The sequence below is a fragment of the Methylorubrum populi genome, assembly GCA_036946625.1.
GTDB lineage: Bacteria > Pseudomonadota > Alphaproteobacteria > Rhizobiales > Beijerinckiaceae > Methylobacterium > Methylobacterium populi_C.
This window is the reverse complement of record JAQIIU010000003.1, coordinates 853,245-869,901: the sequence shown is the minus strand read 5'-3', so window position 1 is coordinate 869,901 and position 16,657 is coordinate 853,245. Positions and strand designations below refer to the sequence as shown.

At 71.2% G+C, this 16,657-nt stretch carries 16 protein-coding genes and 2 tRNA genes; 11 read left to right on the top strand and 7 right to left on the bottom strand.

Annotated features, from left to right (window positions below):
* Window positions 1-518: 518 nt before the first annotated feature.
* On the bottom strand, window positions 519-875 hold the full coding sequence (locus PGN25_15500) for a hypothetical protein (GenBank protein ID MEH3118944.1): 357 nt from the start codon (window positions 873-875) through the stop codon (window positions 519-521).
* A 251-nt stretch (window positions 876-1,126) separates the two neighbouring features.
* Window positions 1,127-1,699, bottom strand: coding sequence for a glutathione S-transferase family protein (locus tag PGN25_15495; GenBank protein ID MEH3118943.1), 573 nt, complete (start codon window positions 1,697-1,699; stop codon window positions 1,127-1,129).
* A gap of 70 nt (window positions 1,700-1,769) precedes the next feature.
* Here PGN25_15495 and PGN25_15490 point away from each other — a divergent pair, with 70 nt between their 5' ends.
* Window positions 1,770-2,492 (top strand): YafY family protein, encoded by a 723-nt coding sequence (locus PGN25_15490; GenBank protein ID MEH3118942.1) that lies wholly within the window; start codon window positions 1,770-1,772, stop codon window positions 2,490-2,492.
* A 115-nt stretch (window positions 2,493-2,607) separates the two neighbouring features.
* Here the strand turns inward: PGN25_15490 and PGN25_15485 are convergent.
* Window positions 2,608-2,694: transfer RNA gene (locus PGN25_15485), tRNA-Leu, on the bottom strand.
* Between the two features lie 299 nt (window positions 2,695-2,993).
* Between PGN25_15485 and PGN25_15480 the strand changes: the two genes are divergently transcribed.
* On the top strand, window positions 2,994-3,575 hold the full coding sequence (locus PGN25_15480; protein ID MEH3118941.1) for a DedA family protein: 582 nt from the start codon (window positions 2,994-2,996) through the stop codon (window positions 3,573-3,575).
* Window positions 3,572-4,099: a disulfide bond formation protein B gene (locus PGN25_15475; GenBank protein ID MEH3118940.1), complete on the top strand. Its 528-nt coding sequence runs from the start codon at window positions 3,572-3,574 to the stop codon at window positions 4,097-4,099. The genes PGN25_15480 and PGN25_15475 overlap by 4 nt, the downstream gene beginning before the upstream one ends.
* Here the strand turns inward: PGN25_15475 and PGN25_15470 are convergent.
* The 4 genes from PGN25_15470 to tsaD all read right to left on the bottom strand — a co-directional run bounded on the left by PGN25_15470 (window position 4,063) and on the right by tsaD (window position 7,601).
* On the bottom strand, window positions 4,063-4,680 hold the full coding sequence (locus PGN25_15470) for a ParB-like protein (GenBank protein MEH3118939.1): 618 nt from the start codon (window positions 4,678-4,680) through the stop codon (window positions 4,063-4,065). The genes PGN25_15475 and PGN25_15470 overlap by 37 nt on opposite strands.
* A gap of 106 nt (window positions 4,681-4,786) precedes the next feature.
* Window positions 4,787-5,209: an EVE domain-containing protein gene (locus PGN25_15465; GenBank protein MEH3118938.1), complete on the bottom strand. Its 423-nt coding sequence runs from the start codon at window positions 5,207-5,209 to the stop codon at window positions 4,787-4,789.
* A 218-nt stretch (window positions 5,210-5,427) separates the two neighbouring features.
* A complete protein-coding gene (locus PGN25_15460; GenBank protein MEH3118937.1) occupies window positions 5,428-6,453 on the bottom strand; it encodes an NAD(P)-dependent glycerol-3-phosphate dehydrogenase in 1,026 nt (341 codons plus the stop codon).
* Between the two features lie 104 nt (window positions 6,454-6,557).
* On the bottom strand, window positions 6,558-7,601 hold the full coding sequence (gene tsaD, locus PGN25_15455; GenBank protein MEH3118936.1) for a tRNA (adenosine(37)-N6)-threonylcarbamoyltransferase complex transferase subunit TsaD: 1,044 nt from the start codon (window positions 7,599-7,601) through the stop codon (window positions 6,558-6,560).
* 192 nt (window positions 7,602-7,793) lie between these two features.
* On the opposite strand from tsaD, the gene PGN25_15450 reads away from it, so the two are divergent.
* The 8 genes from PGN25_15450 (at window position 7,794) to PGN25_15415 (ending at window position 16,577) form a co-directional block, all read left to right on the top strand.
* Window positions 7,794-8,552 carry a uroporphyrinogen-III synthase gene (locus PGN25_15450; GenBank protein ID MEH3118935.1) on the top strand — a complete coding sequence of 253 codons (759 nt, stop codon included), beginning with the start codon at window positions 7,794-7,796 and terminating at the stop codon, window positions 8,550-8,552.
* A 119-nt stretch (window positions 8,553-8,671) separates the two neighbouring features.
* Window positions 8,672-10,972, top strand: a complete 2,301-nt coding sequence (locus PGN25_15445; protein MEH3118934.1) for a hypothetical protein — start codon at window positions 8,672-8,674, stop codon at window positions 10,970-10,972.
* A 117-nt stretch (window positions 10,973-11,089) separates the two neighbouring features.
* Entirely contained in the window at window positions 11,090-12,595 is a 1,506-nt protein-coding gene (locus PGN25_15440; GenBank protein ID MEH3118933.1) for a heme biosynthesis protein HemY, read from the top strand.
* 150 nt (window positions 12,596-12,745) lie between these two features.
* A tRNA-Ser gene (locus PGN25_15435) sits at window positions 12,746-12,835 on the top strand.
* A 596-nt stretch (window positions 12,836-13,431) separates the two neighbouring features.
* Window positions 13,432-13,713: a type II toxin-antitoxin system RelE/ParE family toxin gene (locus PGN25_15430; protein ID MEH3118932.1), complete on the top strand. Its 282-nt coding sequence runs from the start codon at window positions 13,432-13,434 to the stop codon at window positions 13,711-13,713.
* A 12-nt stretch (window positions 13,714-13,725) separates the two neighbouring features.
* Window positions 13,726-14,079, top strand: a complete 354-nt coding sequence (locus PGN25_15425; GenBank protein MEH3118931.1) for a HigA family addiction module antitoxin — start codon at window positions 13,726-13,728, stop codon at window positions 14,077-14,079.
* 493 nt (window positions 14,080-14,572) lie between these two features.
* Window positions 14,573-16,075 (top strand): YdiU family protein, encoded by a 1,503-nt coding sequence (locus PGN25_15420; protein MEH3118930.1) that lies wholly within the window; start codon window positions 14,573-14,575, stop codon window positions 16,073-16,075.
* A 232-nt stretch (window positions 16,076-16,307) separates the two neighbouring features.
* Entirely contained in the window at window positions 16,308-16,577 is a 270-nt protein-coding gene (locus PGN25_15415) for a hypothetical protein (GenBank protein MEH3118929.1), read from the top strand.
* Window positions 16,578-16,657 lie beyond the last annotated feature (80 nt).

Genomic DNA, 16,657 nt, shown 5'->3' with positions numbered 1-16,657 from the left:
TCGGCATGCCGGCCAACTCAAGCTCGCAGACGCCTGGTCGGCGAGGCGGTCGGAGGCACCGTGCAGCCAGCATGAGCGTCATGCATAAGCTTGACCAGCCCGTCGCGAGCAACAGCCCTGGCGTCCATGTTATCGAGCCGGGAAAGCTGGGTGATCTTCAGACCCGTAGCCTGAGCCAGTCGGAAACCGACCAGATATCCGAAGCGATCCGGTAGCCTATCCGGCGGATTACCCCCGATCTGCAGGGCGCTCGCCGTTGCCGCACTGTCGGTGTCGTCGAAGTGGGCGGCGACGAAGCAGAGGGCGTCTGTCCATCGAGCCTCTGTTGGCGCACGAACTGGAGTTGGTATATCGAGCAACAGTTGATGATCCGTCGCATGCGGTATCATCGTGGCGGTTGCATCCACCGCCAATCCCTCCTGCTAGACCGTGCACCAAAGCTGATCGCAGTCCACGAAGTGCCGCGCATGTTCGAGGTGGAAGCTCTCGTGGATCAAGAAGGGCTCGAACGACTCATCTTAATGATATCTGGCGATCATATCGGCGCCGAACAGCATGACGTGCCGTTTGCCGGGCAGGAGATAATCCGAACCGCCATCGCGCTGGCCCGGAGAATGATACAGGTAGATCGGCTGCGGCGCCGCGAAATCCGGAAAGACTTTCCGGAACCGGCCGATCGCGCCGCTCAACGCCATCGGAAACGTGGCGATGACGCGGTCGTAACCCGGCCTGTCGGCCGAGAACTGACGCACGGCACTGGCGATCCGCCGGTCCGTGCCTGCACCATCCGGGTAGATGCCGGGCAGCAGCGCGTTCATCCGCGTACGGATCGTCGCGATCCGCATGGCCTCGGTCTGGCCGACCGTCTCGGTCACGGTCTTTTCGAACGGTGTGGCGAGATCGACGTAGTGTGGCGGATGAGGCACCTTCGCTGCTAGGCCGCCGGCGGTGGCCAAGCTTGAGCAGAGCGAAATAAGCGCCAACTGCCGTTTCCGAACCCGCCGCATGATCCTCTCTCAGAAATCCGGCAGGACTTTAGACAGGCCATGCGCCGTCGCAATAGGCCGTGGTGCCCCCGGGCGTGCGCCTTCGACGATGCCGCCGGGGGGGAGTTGCGGGGGTGCCGCTACCTTGCGCCTTTGCCCATCCGTTCGCCGCAACGCGCGACCCAGTCGCGGATCGCCGGATCCGCAGGGGTCATGTCGGCGAACCAGAAGAACGGCGAACTGCACAGCATGTCGGCGGCGGAGAAACGCTCCCCAAGAAGCCATGGCCCGCGGCGGAGCGGCTCGGCCAGCCGCTCGATCATCGTGTCGAAGTCGCGCAGGCTCGCGGTGAGCGCCGGGTGCGTGACGCCCGCCCATTTCAGGATGAGCAGCGGTTCCATGACGCCCTGATAGTAAAACAGCCACGACAGGTAGGCGCCACGCGCCGCTTCTCCTGGCAGCGGCCCGAGACCGGCGGCGGGATAGGCATCGGTCAGATAGAGCATGATCGCGCCGCGCTCGCGCACCTCATCCTCGCCGTCGGTCAGATAGGGCACCTTGCCTTCCGGGTGCGGATTGACCGGATCGCGGCCGCCCGACCCGTCCTGCCGCGCGATGGTGACCTCACGCATTGCGATCTCGGCGCCCAGCATGGGGACGAGCGCCACGACCGTGTCTGATCGGGAATTCGGCGAATAGTAGAGGGTGGGCATCGGGTTCCTCCTTGCTTGGGGTGAGGTCATCCTTCTACGAAGGGGCTCCTGACAATTTCGGGCAGCAGGGATGGCACGATCGGATCGCCTGATGCGGTTGCTGGGTGCGCTGCGGCGGCTTCCCAAGCCGGTGACGGCAGTTCGCCTCGCGGCGGAGACGGAGGTCTCGATACGGCAGTTGTATCGCGACATCGCCACGCTGCGCGCTGGCGGCGTATTGATCGACGGCGCGGCAGGCTACGGCTACACGCTGACCGAAGACCCGGCTTTGCCGCCACAGAGCTTTTCGCGCCTCGAAATCGAGGCGCTGATGCTGGGCGTCGCGAGCCTTGGCGATTTCGGCGACGATGCGCTGACGACGGCGGGGCGCAACGCGCTCGCGCGGATCGTCGCGACCTTGCCCGATCGACAGGCGCGGCAGGCAGCCCATGCGACCATGCGATCCTGGCGTCCGCCCGAGGCGCGCGCCGCCGTCACGGTCGACCTCGATCTCCTGCGCGAAGCCTGCTGGGACGAGTTCAGCGTGCGGATCGTCTATCGCGACGCCAACGAGCGGCGGACCGAACGTGAGATCCTGCCGCTCGGCATGTCCTACAGCCCCAAAACGCTGATGCTGGTGGCCTGGTGCATGTTTCGCGAGGCCCATCGGACATTCGAGGTGCCGCGGATCGAAGCGCTGGAACGGGTCGGACGCAGCTTCCGACCGCGTCGGGTCAAGCTTCTACGGGACTATGTCGTGCTGCGGACCGCGGAATGGAAGACGAAGAAGCATCGTACGGCGACCCTGTCCTGACGCAACTTAGCATCAGGTCGCGCATGCCTCCCGGCTCGCGCAACGTTCCAGTAATAGGAGGGTTAGAGGTCAACCGGTCTCATCAGCAGCCAAGCCGACGCTGGAATGCCACTATTGGTACGGGTGGTCGGACTCGAACCGACAATCTGTTGCCAGAGGCGGATTTTGAATCCGCTGCGTCTACCAATTCCGCCACACCCGCATCGAGCCGCTTGGCTCCTATGTGGCTCCTAGCCCATTTTCGCCACTTCCGGGAGAGCCGTTCAGGATCGCCGTAAGTGCCCGCTTTAGCTGAGAAACCGAAAAAAGTCGTCTAGAACTAAACAAACCCCTTTGGATCGCCCGCGTCTACCAGTTCCGCCATACCCGCGACGCGCCCGCCTCTTCGCACAAGCCGAGGCGGCGGGCCAGAGCGAATCTTTTCCGCACCCGCCGCCGCCCTCGCCTCCGGGGCGCATCTGTGCTGAAAGGGCGACGCTTCCCGGACCCTGACGAGGCCCCATGATCCGCCGGCTCTACGAGTGGATACTCGCGCTCGCCGCCAAGCCCTCCGCGCCCTGGGCGCTCGGGGCGGTGGCCTTCGCCGAGAGTTCGTTCTTCCCCGTGCCGCCGGACGCGATGCTGGTGCCGATGGCGGTGAGCCGGCCCGACCGGGTCTGGTTCTACGCGGCGATCGCGACGGTCGCCTCGGTGCTCGGGGGCCTGCTCGGCTACGCCATCGGCGCGCTGCTGTTCGATTCCGTCGGCCGGTGGCTGTTCAACCTGTACGGGCTCGTCGACAAGGCGGAGACCTTCCAGGCGTCCTACGCCACCTACGGACACTGGGTGATCCTGCTCAAAGGGCTGACGCCGATCCCCTACAAGCTCGTCACCATCACCTCGGGCTTCGCCCATTACTCGCTGTTCTGGTTCATCCTGCTGTCGGTCGTCACCCGCGGGGCGCGCTTCTTCCTGCTCGCCGGGCTGCTCGGGCGCTACGGCATCGGCATCCGCGCCGTGCTCGACCGGCACCTCAACGTCGTCGCGGGGCTGTTCGCGGCGGTGGTGATCCTCGGCTTCGTCGCGTTCAAGGTGATGCTGTGAGAAGCCTTCTCGCCCTTCGCGGCGCCGCGCTCGCGGTGGCGCTCGGCGCCGCGCTGACCGTCGGCGGCGCCCTCGTGTTCGAGCACGGCCTCGGCTACGTGCCGTGCAAGCTCTGCCTGACCGAGCGGGTGCCCTACTACGCCGCCGTCCCGCTGGCGCTGCTCGCGGCCGTTCTGCCGCCGCGGCCCGCCCGCCTGCTGCTCGGACTGGTGGCGCTGGTGCTGCTCTACGGCGCCGGGCTCGGCACCTACCACGCGGGGGCCGAGTGGGGATTCTGGCCGGGGCCGAGCGATTGCAGCGGCGGCTCGGGCGCCGGACCGGCGGATGTCGCCGACTTCCTGAAGAACCTGGAGAGCGTGCGGCCGGTCGATTGCACGGCGGCCGCGTGGCGCTTCCTCGGGGTCTCGCTCGCCGGCTGGAACGCGCTGATCGCGGCCGCCCTCGGCCTGCTGGCCGCAGCGGCGGCCCTTTTCCCTCAGACCTCGCCTCAGGCGTCGACCGGTCCGCACCAGCCGGGCAGGTAGCCGGCCTCCGGCGCCTTGGCGAGGCGCAGCGCCTCCTCCAGCGCCGCGGTGAAGTCGCGCTCGACCGCCTTCCGCTTCAGGTTGCGCCGCAGGTAGTCGGCCCACAGGAACTCGCTGAAGGGCGTGGTGTCCTTGGCGAACCCGCCCGCCCGGCGCAGCTCGCCCGCGAGGCTGCGGAACGGATCGTCGGCAAGGTCGGCGATCCCCTTCGGGATGTCGTCGAAGCCGACCCGCACGCCGTCGGCGTTGTAGGGATGGACCCAGGACTTGTGGTCGGCCACGGTCCAGAACGCGTCCTTGTCGAGCTTGTGCAGGTCGGCGACCACGGTCACCAGCACGCTCTCCACGCCCGCCTCCTGCAACGCGCGGGAGAGATGGTGGTGGTCGATGACGTAGTGCCGCTTCTTCGGCCCCAGCAGCACCGGAATCATGTGCGAACCGAGGAAGGCCGCCTTCTTCTCGGCATCGTGCGCCCGCCAGCGGCGGCGCTTCTCCTCGACCTCGCGGTAGCCCACCGTCATCTGCGTCGGCCGCAGTTCCGCGATCGGCACGGGGGTGAGCAGGGGGTCGCGCGGCGCCATCGAGGTCTCCGTTTCATGGAAGGCAGATTCATGGAAGGCAGGAGCGCAACGCCCCGGCACGGCGCGGGAGCGGCGGCCACGCTTCACGTTCCCGTGAGAGGAACCCTCAGGCCCCCGCGCAGCCGCCCATGGCGCAGACCGTCGCCCATTCCGCCTCGGAGACCGGCTGCACCGAGAGGCGCGCGTTGGTGACCAGCGCCATGTCCTTGAGTGCGGCCTCCGCCTTGATCGCGTCGAGGGCGACCGGGCGCGGCATCGGCGCCACCGCCCGCAGGTCGACCATGCCGAAGCGTCCGCTCTCGTCGGTGTGGTCGGGATAGTAGGGCTTGATGACCTCGACGATGCCGACGACGGCCTTGCCCTCGTTGGAGTGGTAGAAGAAGCCGCGCTCGCCGACCCGCATGGCCTGCATCTGTTTCTTGGCGAGGTGGTTGCGCACGCCGTTCCAGAAGGTGCCGCGCTCCCCCGCCGCGACCTGCTGGTCCCAGGACCAGGTCGAGGGCTCGGACTTGAACAGCCAGTAGGCCATGGCGCGGGACGGCTCCGTCGGGAAAGGCGGCTCCACTCATAACCAAGTTGCAGGGAAGACGACCGATGGTCGTCTTCCCAGCGTCCGGCGGACGCCCGCCGCCGCGCCTTCGCGCGGGCAACCGGCGATGAGCGGGATCATCGCCGGTCGGTATTAACCAATATCCGGCTTCGCTTGAAGGGCGCCGCGGGCCTGTCTCGGCCCGCCCGCCTCCGCGCTCAATCCGTCTCGCCCTTGAGCGGCCGCGACAGCAGCCGGGCCATCGCGCGATCGACCGTCAGGTCTCCGGCGATCACCGCGGCCACGGCCTCGGCCACGGGCATCTCGACCGCCTGCGCCCGGGCGAGACCGACCAGGGCGGCGGCGGTGAAGGCCCCCTCCGCGAGCTTGCCGCCCACGGCCTCCTCGGGGGATGCGCCGCGCCCCAGGCGCTCGCCGAAGGCGAAGTTGCGCGATTGAGACGAGGAGGCGGTGAGCACGAGGTCGCCAAGCCCCGACAGGCCCATCAGGGTCTCGGCCCGCCCCCCGTAGGCGCGGGCGAAGCGCATCAGCTCGGCGAAGGCGCGGGCGATCAGCGCGGCGCGGGCGCTCTCCCCGAGCCCGCGCCCGGCAACGATGCCGGAGGCGATGGCGAGCACGTTCTTGCCCGCCCCGCCGATCTCGACGCCGCGCACGTCGTCGCTGTGATAGAGGCGGAAGGCCGGGCCGGAGAGCAGCCCGGCGAGCCGCGCCGCCCGGGCCCCGTCCCGCGCGGCGAGCGTCACCGCCGTGGGCAGGCCGCGGGCAACGTCGGCGGCGAAGCTCGGTCCCGAGAGCACCGCGACCGGGGCACCGGCCGGCAGGATCTCGGCGGCCACCGCGCTCATGAAGGCGTCGCTGCCCCGCTCGATCCCCTTGGCGCAGAGCACCACCGTCGCCTCCGGCGCCAGCGCGGGCGCGAGCGCCGCCAGGACGCCGCGCAGGGTCTGAGCCGGAACCACGAGCAGCACGGCCGAGGCCGTCGCGAGCGCGCCGGCCTCGGCCGTCGCCCGGACGTTCGGGTGAAGCGCCACGCCCGGGAGATAGCGCTCGTTGACCCGAATCCGCTCGACCCGCGCCGCGGCGGCGGGATCGCGCATCCAGAGCGTGACCGGCCGGCCCGCCGCGGCGGCGGCGTTCGCGAGCGCCGTGCCCCAGGAGCCGCCGCCGACGACCGCGACGGCCTCCGAAGTCCACCCGTTCCGCTCGTCCGCCACTGGGCCCATCTCCGCCTTCCTCCGGGATTCTTTTGTCGGAAACGGCTCGGGATCCTACCGCGACGTCCGCGCCCGGCGATCACGTCCTCGCGGCCCGCGCGGATCGCCTGAGGTCAGGCCGCCGGCGCGGCCTCGGCGAAGGGCCAGCGGGCCCGGGCCGGCACGGTGAGGTCGTCGACGAGGCCGAGCCGCAGGCGCTCCAGCCCGGCCCAGGCGATCATCGCGCCGTTGTCGCCGCACAGCGGCAGCGGCGGGGCGACGAAGCTCAAGCCCACCTCCCCCGCCTGCGCGGCGAGCGCGCGGCGGATCGCGCCGTTGGCCGCAACCCCGCCCGCGGCGACCAGCGCCGTCGGGTGCCCGGCGACGCCCGCGAAGGCGCGCAGACCCACCCGCACCCGATCCACCACCACGTCCACGACGGCGGCCTGGAAACTCGCGCAGAGATCGGCCACGTCCTGCGCGGCCAGCGGTTCGAGGCGCTCGGCCTCGATTCGCAGGGCCGTCTTGAGGCCGGAGAGCGAGAAATCCGGCTGCCGCCGTCCCAGCATCGGGCGGGGCAGCGCGAACCGCTCCGGGTTGCCGTCGGCGGCCAGCCGCTCCACCTCCGGGCCGCCGGGATAGCCGAGGCCGAGGAGCTTGGCGACCTTGTCGAAGGCCTCGCCGATGGCGTCGTCGATGGTCGTGCCGAGCCGCACGTAATCGCCCACGCCCTTCACCGCGACGAGCTGCGTGTGGCCGCCCGAGGCCAGCAGCAGCAGGTAGGGAAAGGCGAGCCCGTCGCTGAGGCGCGGGGTCAGCGCGTGCGCTTCCAGATGGTTGACCGCGAGGAGCGGCTTTCGCGCGACGAGAGCCAGGGTCTTGGCGGTGACGAGGCCGATCAGCACGCCGCCGATCAGTCCCGGCCCGGCGGCGACCGCAATGCCGTCGATGTCGGGCAGCGTCGTGCCCGCCCGCTGGAGCGCCCGGGCGACCAGCCGGTCGAGCACCTCGACATGGGCGCGGGCGGCGATCTCGGGCACGACGCCGCCATAGGCCGCGTGCTCGGCGATCTGGCTCAGCACCTCGTTGGACAGGATGCGGCCGCGTTCGCCCTCATCGAGCGTCACCACGGCGGCGGCGGTCTCGTCGCAAGTGGTCTCGATGCCGAGGATCTTCATCGGTGTCACGCTGCCGTCCACGCAAAGTTGCGCGCCGGGGTCCGGCCCGCCTACTCCATGTTTTCGCGAAGACCCGGCCGGGCGAAGGGCCGGGCGACTTGCGAGGACACGTCTACGCCGAAAACACCGGCGGATACAGGCAAAGCCGCGCTCGGGCCGAACCTGTGGACGGGCATGACAGGGAACGCGCGCATGCGAATCTGGGTGTCGCGGCCCGAGCCAGGGGCGGGGCGCACGGCCCGGCGGCTGGCCGAACTCGGCCATCACGCCCTCGTCGCGCCGGTGCTGCGGATCGCCCCGACCGACGAGCCGCCGCCGGCGGGCCCGTTCGACGGGCTGATCCTCACCAGCGCCAACGCCGCCGCGCCGCTCGCCGGGGCAGGTCTTCCCGACATACCGGCCTTCGCCGTCGGCACGCGCACGGCGGAACGCGCCCGGGCCGCGGGACTGCGGTCGGTGCTCTGCGCGGACGGGGACGCCGTCGCCCTGACCCGGCTGGTCGCGGAACACGTCGGGCCGGGCGGTCGGCTCCTCCACGCGGCCGGCGCGGATCGCAAGGCCGAGCCCGGTGCGAGCCTCGGGGCCGCGGGCTACCGCGTCGTGGCCTGGACCGCCTACGCCGCGCGGGCGATGTCGGCGCTGCCCGAACCGGCCTTGCGGGCGCTCGCCGGGCAGGATGGCGACCCGCCCCCGGCGGCCGCCCTGCACTTCTCCCGCCGCAGCGCCGAAACCGCCGAGGGCCTGTGCCGTGCGGCCGGTTTGAGCGGAGCGTTTCGGGCTCTGGCGCATTACTGCCTGTCCCCGGACGTGGCGGCAGGGCTGGTCGAGCTCGGCATCGCGGCCCATTTTGTGGCGGCGCGACCGAGCGAGGAGGCGCTTCTCGCCGGTCTCGCAGCCGCTCTGGATTCGAGCGCCCGCATCGTGCCGCCGGCGGCCGGTACGGGCTCGTGAGGGCTCCGGAGCGTCGGAGACGGGGCCTTTGAAGCGGTTCCGATGGATGACGGCGCCGGCCCGCTCTTCTATGGGAGCGCACCGCGCCGGTACGACGGCTGAATGTGGAGCGAACGCCCGTGACTTCACCCAAGGACGGCCCCAGGGGGGGTGCCAAGTCGCCGGAGTCCAAGCCGCCGGAGTTCAAGTCTTCGGAGCCGGCGAAGGATTCGTCCAAGCCCACCGGTCCGACTCCCACCGATCCGAAGGGGACGGGCAAGGCCGCGGACGCATCCTCACCCGCCTCCGACGTGAAGCCGGCCGCATCCGGTTCGGCCCCGACGAAAGCCGAGCCCGCCAAGACGGAGCCGACCGGCAGCAGCGCCCTCTCCGAAGCCGGCGCAGCCAGCGCGTCCGGGCGCTCGCAGGATGCCAAGTCGGAGGGCGTCAAGCCGGAGGGCGCCAAATCCGAGCCGACGAAGTTCGAGCCGGTCAAATCGGGTCCGACCGGAGGCGGCGCCGTGTCTGCGGTCAACGCCCCTTCCGCTGCGAACGCCTCCGCCCCGGGCACCGCGTCCAAGCCCGGAGAAGCAGGCAAGCCGTCGACCGGCCCCGACTCGTCCACGACCCCCGCCCCGATCGCACCCGGCGGAAGCGCGCCCCTCAAGCCGGGCTCGACCGGCAGCAGCGCCGTGCCGCCCGTGCCGACCGGCAGCAAGCCCGCCGATGCCAAGTCGACCGACGCCAAGCCCGAAGCCCCTGCCAAGGCCGGCGCCACCGGCAGCGGCGCGGTGAAACCCGAGGCACCGGCCTCCGGCGGGGCCAAGCCGGACGCGAAGGCCGACGCCAGCTCCGGTGCGTCCCCCGGCGCCGCGCGGGTGACGGAGACCGCCGCGCTGACCGACGGCCCGATCCTCGACCTCAAGGCCAAGCGCCTCTCGGACCCGGCGGAGACGGCCAAGGCAGACACCAAGTCCGGTCCGAAGGCGGGCGCGCCGGCCTCGTCCGAGGACGAGCCGAAGGACACGGCGAAGGAAGCGGCCAGGGACACCGCCAAGCCGGCCTCGGCCCGCGGCGGCGCCGGTTTCGGCAGTATGGCCGCATCCGGCCTGATCGGCGGCCTGATCGGCGCCGGCCTGCTCTACGGCGTCACCACCTATCAACGCGGGGCCGACCCGCGCCTGGCCGCCCTCGACAAGTCGGTGGCGGGGCTGGCCACCAAGGATGCGGTCGCTGCCCTCGACAAGCGCCTCGCCGCCAACGAGCAGGCGCTGAAGCCGCTGCCCGATGCCGTCGCCCGGGCGGAATCCGCCGCCAAGACCGCGGACGAGCGCGCCAACCAAGCGCTCCACCAGATGAAGGCGGGCACCGCCCCCGCGACCGACGGATCGGCCCCGGCCGTTCCGGCCGACCTCACGGCGCGGCTCGATGCCCTCGATCAGCGCGTCTCGGCGCTCCAGGAGGAGCCCGGCCGCGACGGCAGCGCGGAGATGAAGACCGCCCCGACCGCCGATCCGGCGATGCTCGCTGCCCTCGACGACCGGGTCAAGGCGCTCGAAGCGAACGGCGCCAAGAGCGCGGCGCCCGACCTCGCGAGCAAGCTCGCGGCGCTCCAGGGCGACCTCGAAGCCCGTGTCAAGGCCGACGAAGCCACCGACGCCGCGCTGGGCAGGCGCATCGACGAGGTGCAGAAGGCGCTGGAGGGCCGCGTCTCTGCGGCGACCCAGGCTGTGCAGGACGCGACGCAGGCGGGCAAGCAGGCCGCCGCCGACGCCCGGAGCCGCGTCGACGAGACCGTGCGGGGCCTCGAGCGCAAGCTTCAGGAACAGGGCGAGCGGATCGTCGGCCTCGACAGGGCGGTCGATCAGAGCGCCAAGCAGGCGACCGTGCAATCGGCCCTGCGGATCGCCGCCGCCGACCGCATCGCCACGGCGCTGGAGGCGGGCCAGCCCTATCCGGAGGCGCTCGCCAGCCTGCGCAACCTCGAAGCACCCGACTCGAAGCGGCTCGATGCCCTCGTGCCGTTCGCCGACAAGGGCGCGCCGACCGCCGCGAGCCTCGCTGCGGAGTTCCGCCGGATCGCGGACAAGATCGCCGAAGCCAAGCGCGCGGCCGAAGCCAAGTCGGTGGCCGAGACCGGCAGCGTCGGCGACCGCCTGATGAACATGGCGAGTTCCATCGTGCAGGTGAAGCGGGTCGATGCGCCCGCGCAGGGCGGTGCCGCGGCGCCTGCGGGCAGTGGGGCCTGGACCGCGCAGGTCCAGGCGGCGCTCGACCGCGGCGACCTTACCGAGGCTGCCAAGGCCTACGCAGCCCTGCCGGAGGAGGCGCGGGCGCAGGGCGGCGATTTCGGCGTCCGCCTTTCCGCACGAGCCGAGGCGGGCCGTGCGGCGCAGACGCTGCTGGCCGACGCCTTCACCGGCCTGCTGCCCGCGCGCTGACGGGCGGAGACCGGCGCCATGACCACGAACGGACCGCGCGCCGCGCGGTTTTCCCCCCTTCCACTCTGCCCGGGCCGCGAGCGCCCGCTCCCCGTGCTCCCAAGGAGGCCCTGACCGATGTGGCGCGCCCTCGTTTTCCTGGCCCTCCTGGCCGTCGCCGCCTACGGCGCGGTGTGGATCGCCGACCATCCGGGCACCGTGACCGTCGTCTGGAACGGCTACGAGATCGGCATGAGCCTCGCCATCGCGCTCACCGGCGTGCTGGCGGCGGCGATCGTCATCGGCCTCATCTGGGCGATCGTATCCGGCGTGATCGGCCTGCCCGCCAGCATCAGCCGCTCCACGCGCGAGCGGCGGCGCGACAAGGGCCTCGCCTCGCTCTCGCGCGGCATGATCGCAGTGGGTTCCGGTGATCCGCTCGCCGCCCGCCGTCACGCCGGCGACGCCGAGCGCCTGCTCGGCAGCCAGCCGCTGACCCTGTTGCTGAAGGCCCAGGCCGCCCAGATCTCCGGCGACCGCGACGCGGCCGAGCACGCCTTCCAGCGCATGGCGGACGACCCCGAGACGCGGGTGCTCGGCCTGCGCGGCCTGTTCGTCGAGGCGCGCCGCCGCGAGGACGAGGGCGCCGCCCGCGCCTACGCCGCCGAGGCGGCCCGGCTCGCGCCGAGCGTCACCTGGGCGAACGAGGCGGTGCTGGAGGCCCAGTGCGCCGACGGCGCGTGGTCGGCGGCGACCGAGACGGTGGAGCGGCGCGCGGCCCTGGGCCTGATGGACAAGCACGCCGCGCGCCGCCAGCGGGCGGTGCTGCTCACCGCGGCCGCGCAGAGCCGCGAGGCCGGCGAGCCGGAGACTGCCACCGAGCAGGCGCTGAAAGCGATCAAGCTCGCCCCCGAACTGGTCCCGGCCGCCGTCATTGCCGGCAGGCTGCTCGCCCGGCGCAACGACCTGCGCAAGGCCGCCAAGATCGTCGAGTCCGCCTGGAAGGCGACCCCGCACCCGGACCTCGCCAAGCTCTACCTCCACCTGCGCACGGGGGATTCCGCCCGCGACCGGCTGGTCCGCGCCGAGAACCTGGCCAAGCTGTCGTCCTGGGATCCGGAATCGCGCTTGGTGATCGCGCAGGCCGCGAGCGAAGCCAAGGAGTTCGCCCGGGCTCGCGAGGCGCTGGCGCCGCTGCTCGCCGACCGTCCGACCGTACGGATCTGCCAGATGATGGCTCGGATCGAGACCGCCGAGCACGGCACCGAGAGCGGGCGCTCTCGCGAATGGCTCGCCCGCGCCGCCCGCGCCCCGCGCGACCCGGCCTGGATCGCCGACGGGGTGATTTCCGAGCGCTGGGCCCCGGTCTCACCGGTCACCGGCCGCCTCGACGCCTTCGTCTGGAAGACTCCGCCCGAGATCCTGGCCGCGCCCGAGGGCGACGAACTCCCTGCCCCGGCGCCCGCCGAGCCGCCAGCGGAGATCGCGCCGGCCGCCGTCACCGTGGGCAGCCCGGCGCCCTCGACACCCGGCTTCCTCCAGACCGGCGCCAGCACGCCCTCGGCCCTGCCGACGCCCGCATCGGCCAACGCCTCCCCCACGCCGCAGGCAACCTCGGCGGAGCGTCCCCGCCGCATCGCCTGACGCCCCGCGCCGACCGACCCGGCCGGGCGGCGCATTCTCCGGCATTCTCAGCCTTGCCAGAACCCGAAGCCCCGGCTACAGACCCGCCACCTGTCGCACGAGACCGCGTCCACGCTCGAAAAGCGTCCGCCGCGATCCCCGGCAGGTCCCGGAGGGGTGGCCGAGTGGTTGAAGGCGCACGCCTGGAAAGTGTGTATACCGGAAACGGTATCGCGGGTTCGAATCCCGCTCCCTCCGCCACCAGCGCCTCGATGCGCGCGTCGAGGGCGTCGGTCGGCCTGCGAGCCGCGATGTAGTCGAACCAGCCGCACGAGGTGTAGAGCTGATCCGTCCATTCGTCGGCCGCAGCCCGACCAACGACGCGATGATCCGGCTCGCCGCCCAGCGCCGCGACCGCGCGCGCATGGGCCTCGGACGCGATCGCCCACCGCCGGTCGAACTCGTCGAGCATCGGCAGCAGCGTCGGCGCGAGCGCCAGGAACGCGGCGTCGGGGCTGCTCTCCTCCCCGGCCGGTGCCGCCAGCATCCGGGCGATCCCGGCCTCGGCGCGGACGGGTCCCGGCTCGGGCGGGGCGGTGTCGGCCGGCGGTTGCGCGGCGGGCATGGGGGTGCGATTGCGGGAACGGTCCTGCATCATGACGTGTCTCCAACATGGGATGGGTGGGGCTACAGGCCCCCGCCGGTGGTCCAGACCGGCGGGGGTCGCTTGCGTCCGGGGCGCCTCAGGTCATGGCGGCCCTCGGGCCTCGGAAACGGGCGCCGCGCGGCGGCAGCCCGCTTGACGGAGTTGTTGCTCTGAGTGATACATGTATCACCCTCTGCAACAGACTGTCGCGATGATCCTGAGCTTTCACGACAGCGTGACGGAGGCGGTGGCGCGGGGCCGGCGTCCGAAGGGGTTTCCGGCCGACCTCTACAAGGCCACGCGCCGCAAGCTCGCCTATCTCGCCGCGGCGGCGAGCCTGGACGATCTCCGGTCCCCGCCCGGGAACCGGCTGCGCGCCCTGGAGCGTGACCGCGCCGGACAGCACGCGATCCGGATCGACGATCAGTTCCGGCTCTGCTTCGTCTGGACGGAAGCGGGGCCCGAGCGGGTCGAGTTCACCGACTGCCATTGAGGGGAGGCTGCGATGTCCGACACGTTCGATCTCAAGGCTCTGCGCGCCAGCTTCGACCCGGCCGCCTGCGCCGAGGTTTCCCCGCCGGTCCATCCCGGTGCGATCCTGCGCGAGGAGTTCATGGCGCCGCTCGGTCTCTCGGCCGGCCAGGTCGCCAAGGCGCTCGACCTGCCCCGCTCGCGCATCGAGCGCATCGTGCGGGAGGAGATCGGCATCTCCACCGACACGGCGCTGCGGCTGGCCAAGCTGCTCGCCACCACGCCGCAGCTCTGGATGAACCTCCAGGCCGGCTTCGAGCGCGAGACCCTGCTCGCCGAGATCGGCCCGGAACTGGAGCGGATCGTGCCCGTGCCGCGGGCGGCGTGATCGGCGGGGGCCGACCGGAAAGCTCGTGGGGGTGCGGATCGTACCGGGGGCGAATCGGATGCCGGTGTAGTAGGCGGCGCGAATGGGCCTGATCCACAACGAGAGGGCGAAGCTGTATTGCACGACGGATCGCCTCCGTCGTGCGGGCGCTGCCGTGGAGAATTTGGCCCATAGCGCAGCCCTCGCAGCATGGTGGTCAACCGTACCACCACACCGCGGGATCAAACACACTGCGGGCTGCCCACGGACAGGATACCGGAATCCTCGGATTCCGGCCGACAGGCAGCGTGGAGCGTGGAGCGGGCGGCGCTCGGCCGGGATACATCGGGTCGGGCTCGATACCGGGTGGGACGGCCTCGTCCCTGTCGGTGCCGAGCCGGGGCGGCCTTTGCGCGCTTCTTCGCCTGAGCCGCGAAACCCCGCGCGGGCACCTTGAGCCGTTCCGGGCGGTTGCTCCACTGTCCGCCCTTCCCTCGCCGCGTTTGGATTTCGCATGAGCGTCCCGTTTCCCTTCGACAACAGCTACGCGCGCCTGCCGGATCGCTTCTTCGCCCGGGTCGCGCCGACGCCGGTCGAGGCGCCGCGGCTGGTGCGGCTGAACCGGGCGCTCGCCGCCGATCTCGGCCTCGATCCCGAGCGGCTCGAACGTCGCGAGGGCATCGACATCCTGGCCGGGCGCCGCGTGCCGGAGGGGGCGGAGCCGCTGGCGGCGGCCTATGCCGGGCATCAGTTCGGACAGTTCGTGCCGCAGCTCGGCGACGGACGCGCCATCCTGCTCGGCGAGATTCTGGGTCGGGACGGGCGCCGCCGCGACATCCAGCTCAAAGGCTCCGGCCCGACGCCGTTCTCCCGCCGGGGCGACGGGCGCGCCGCCCTCGGGCCGGTGCTGCGGGAATATCTCGTCAGCGAGGCGATGCACGCGCTCGGCATCCCGACCACCCGGGCGCTCGCCGCCGTCACGACCGGTGAGCGGGTGATCCGCGAGACGGTGCTGCCCGGCGCGGTGCTGACCCGGGTGGCGTCGAGCCATATCCGGGTCGGCTCGTTCCAGTTCTTCGCCGCCCGCGGCGATGTCGAGGGCCTGCGTGCGCTCGCCGACCACGCCATCGCCCGTCACGATCCGGAGGCGGTGCGGGCGGACAATCCCTACCGCGCCCTGCTCGAAGGCGTGATCGGCCGGCAGGCCGAGTTGGTCGCGCGCTGGCTCGGCGTCGGCTTCATCCACGGCGTCATGAACACCGACAACATGTCGATCGCCGGAGAGACCATCGATTACGGCCCCTGCGCCTTCCTCGACAGCTACGATCCGGCGACCGCCTTCAGCGCCATCGACCGGCACGGGCGCTACGCCTACGGCAACCAGCCGCGTATCGCCCTGTGGAACCTCACCCGCCTCGCCGAAGCGCTGCTGCCGCTCCTGTCGGAGGATGAAACGAAGGCCGTCGCCGAGGCCGAGGCGGCGCTGACCGGCTTCGCCGGCCGGTTCGAGGCGGCCTATCACGGCGGGCTGAACCGCAAGCTCGGGCTGACGGTTCTGCGGGAAGGCGACCCCGCGCTCGCCGGCGATCTCCTCAAGGCCATGGCCGAGAACGGAGCCGACTTCACCCTCACCTTCCGACGTCTCGGCGAGGCCGTGCCGGAAGGCGACGGCGGGCCGGCGCCCGAGGCGGTCGAAGCCGTGCGCAGCCTGTTCATCGACCCGACCGCCTACGACCGCTGGGCCGAAGACTGGCACCGGCGCCTCGCCGACGAGCCGACGGACACGGACCCTGCCGCACGGCGGCAGGCGATGCGCTCCGTCAATCCGGCCTTCATCCCGCGCAATCATCGCGTCGAGGAGATGATCGAGGCCGCGGTCGAGCGGGAGGATCTTGCTCCGTTCGAGACGATGCTCTCGGTGCTCTCCCGTCCCTACGACGACCAACCAGGCTTCGCCCGCTACGCCGAGGCGCCGGAGGGCGGCGGCCGCGGCTACCGCACCTTCTGCGGCACGTGACGAAGATCGCGCTTCTCGCCGTACCGGCATACAATTCGATCTGGCGGAATCTGGTTTTATTGATACGTTTTATAATGCAAAAGTGAGTTTTTATAATATATTTTTGGAAATCGACGCTTCAACGTCAGATATTTCGACGTGTCGAGTCGTCAGATATGATCCGGAGAATTGTCATGATGGTGCCGTCCACCGCCCGAAGTGAGTTCGACTGTCGCGGGCCGGTCGAATTGCTTTGCTCGGCAGCCTTTTCGTGCTGGGCCCGATCCTTGCCGTGGGCGGCTGTCTGCTGATGGAGGCGCACACCGTCATGCATGACCGCGCGGCCGACGCGCTCGACGGCAGCATGCGGCGGCTTCGGGCCGGCCTGGAACCGGGCGCCGAGGATGCGGGCAGCGAGAGCGAGGCCGCCGCCCAGGTGCTGGCCCCGGCCGCCGAATTGTCGCGGCAAGCCGCTCGAGCGGCTTCGAGCGATTGCCCTGTCGAAACGACGAACGCGGATTGACGGGAGCGCCGCCATCGCTTAATCCGCGCCCCTCCCCTTGCCGAAGATCGGCGAGCGGGCGGCGAATGGATCGACGATGC

What these genes read in the sequence shown, in the direction of transcription:
- PGN25_15480 (MEH3118941.1), top strand. Translation starts at nt 2,994, where the DNA reads ATGATCCGCCGGCTCTACGAGTGGATACTCGCGCTCGCCGCCAAGCCC.
- PGN25_15425 (MEH3118931.1), top strand. Translation starts at nt 13,726, where the DNA reads ATGTCCGACACGTTCGATCTCAAGGCTCTGCGCGCCAGCTTCGACCCG.
- PGN25_15460 (MEH3118937.1), bottom strand. Translation starts at nt 6,453, where the DNA reads ATGGGCCCAGTGGCGGACGAGCGGAACGGGTGGACTTCGGAGGCCGTC.
- PGN25_15465 (MEH3118938.1), bottom strand. Translation starts at nt 5,209, where the DNA reads ATGGCCTACTGGCTGTTCAAGTCCGAGCCCTCGACCTGGTCCTGGGAC.
- tsaD (MEH3118936.1), bottom strand. Translation starts at nt 7,601, where the DNA reads ATGAAGATCCTCGGCATCGAGACCACTTGCGACGAGACCGCCGCCGCC.
- PGN25_15490 (MEH3118942.1), top strand. Translation starts at nt 1,770, where the DNA reads ATGGCACGATCGGATCGCCTGATGCGGTTGCTGGGTGCGCTGCGGCGG.
- PGN25_15420 (MEH3118930.1), top strand. Translation starts at nt 14,573, where the DNA reads ATGAGCGTCCCGTTTCCCTTCGACAACAGCTACGCGCGCCTGCCGGAT.
- PGN25_15430 (MEH3118932.1), top strand. Translation starts at nt 13,432, where the DNA reads ATGATCCTGAGCTTTCACGACAGCGTGACGGAGGCGGTGGCGCGGGGC.
- PGN25_15440 (MEH3118933.1), top strand. Translation starts at nt 11,090, where the DNA reads ATGTGGCGCGCCCTCGTTTTCCTGGCCCTCCTGGCCGTCGCCGCCTAC.
- PGN25_15470 (MEH3118939.1), bottom strand. Translation starts at nt 4,680, where the DNA reads ATGGCGCCGCGCGACCCCCTGCTCACCCCCGTGCCGATCGCGGAACTG.
- PGN25_15495 (MEH3118943.1), bottom strand. Translation starts at nt 1,699, where the DNA reads ATGCCCACCCTCTACTATTCGCCGAATTCCCGATCAGACACGGTCGTG.
- PGN25_15450 (MEH3118935.1), top strand. Translation starts at nt 7,794, where the DNA reads ATGCGAATCTGGGTGTCGCGGCCCGAGCCAGGGGCGGGGCGCACGGCC.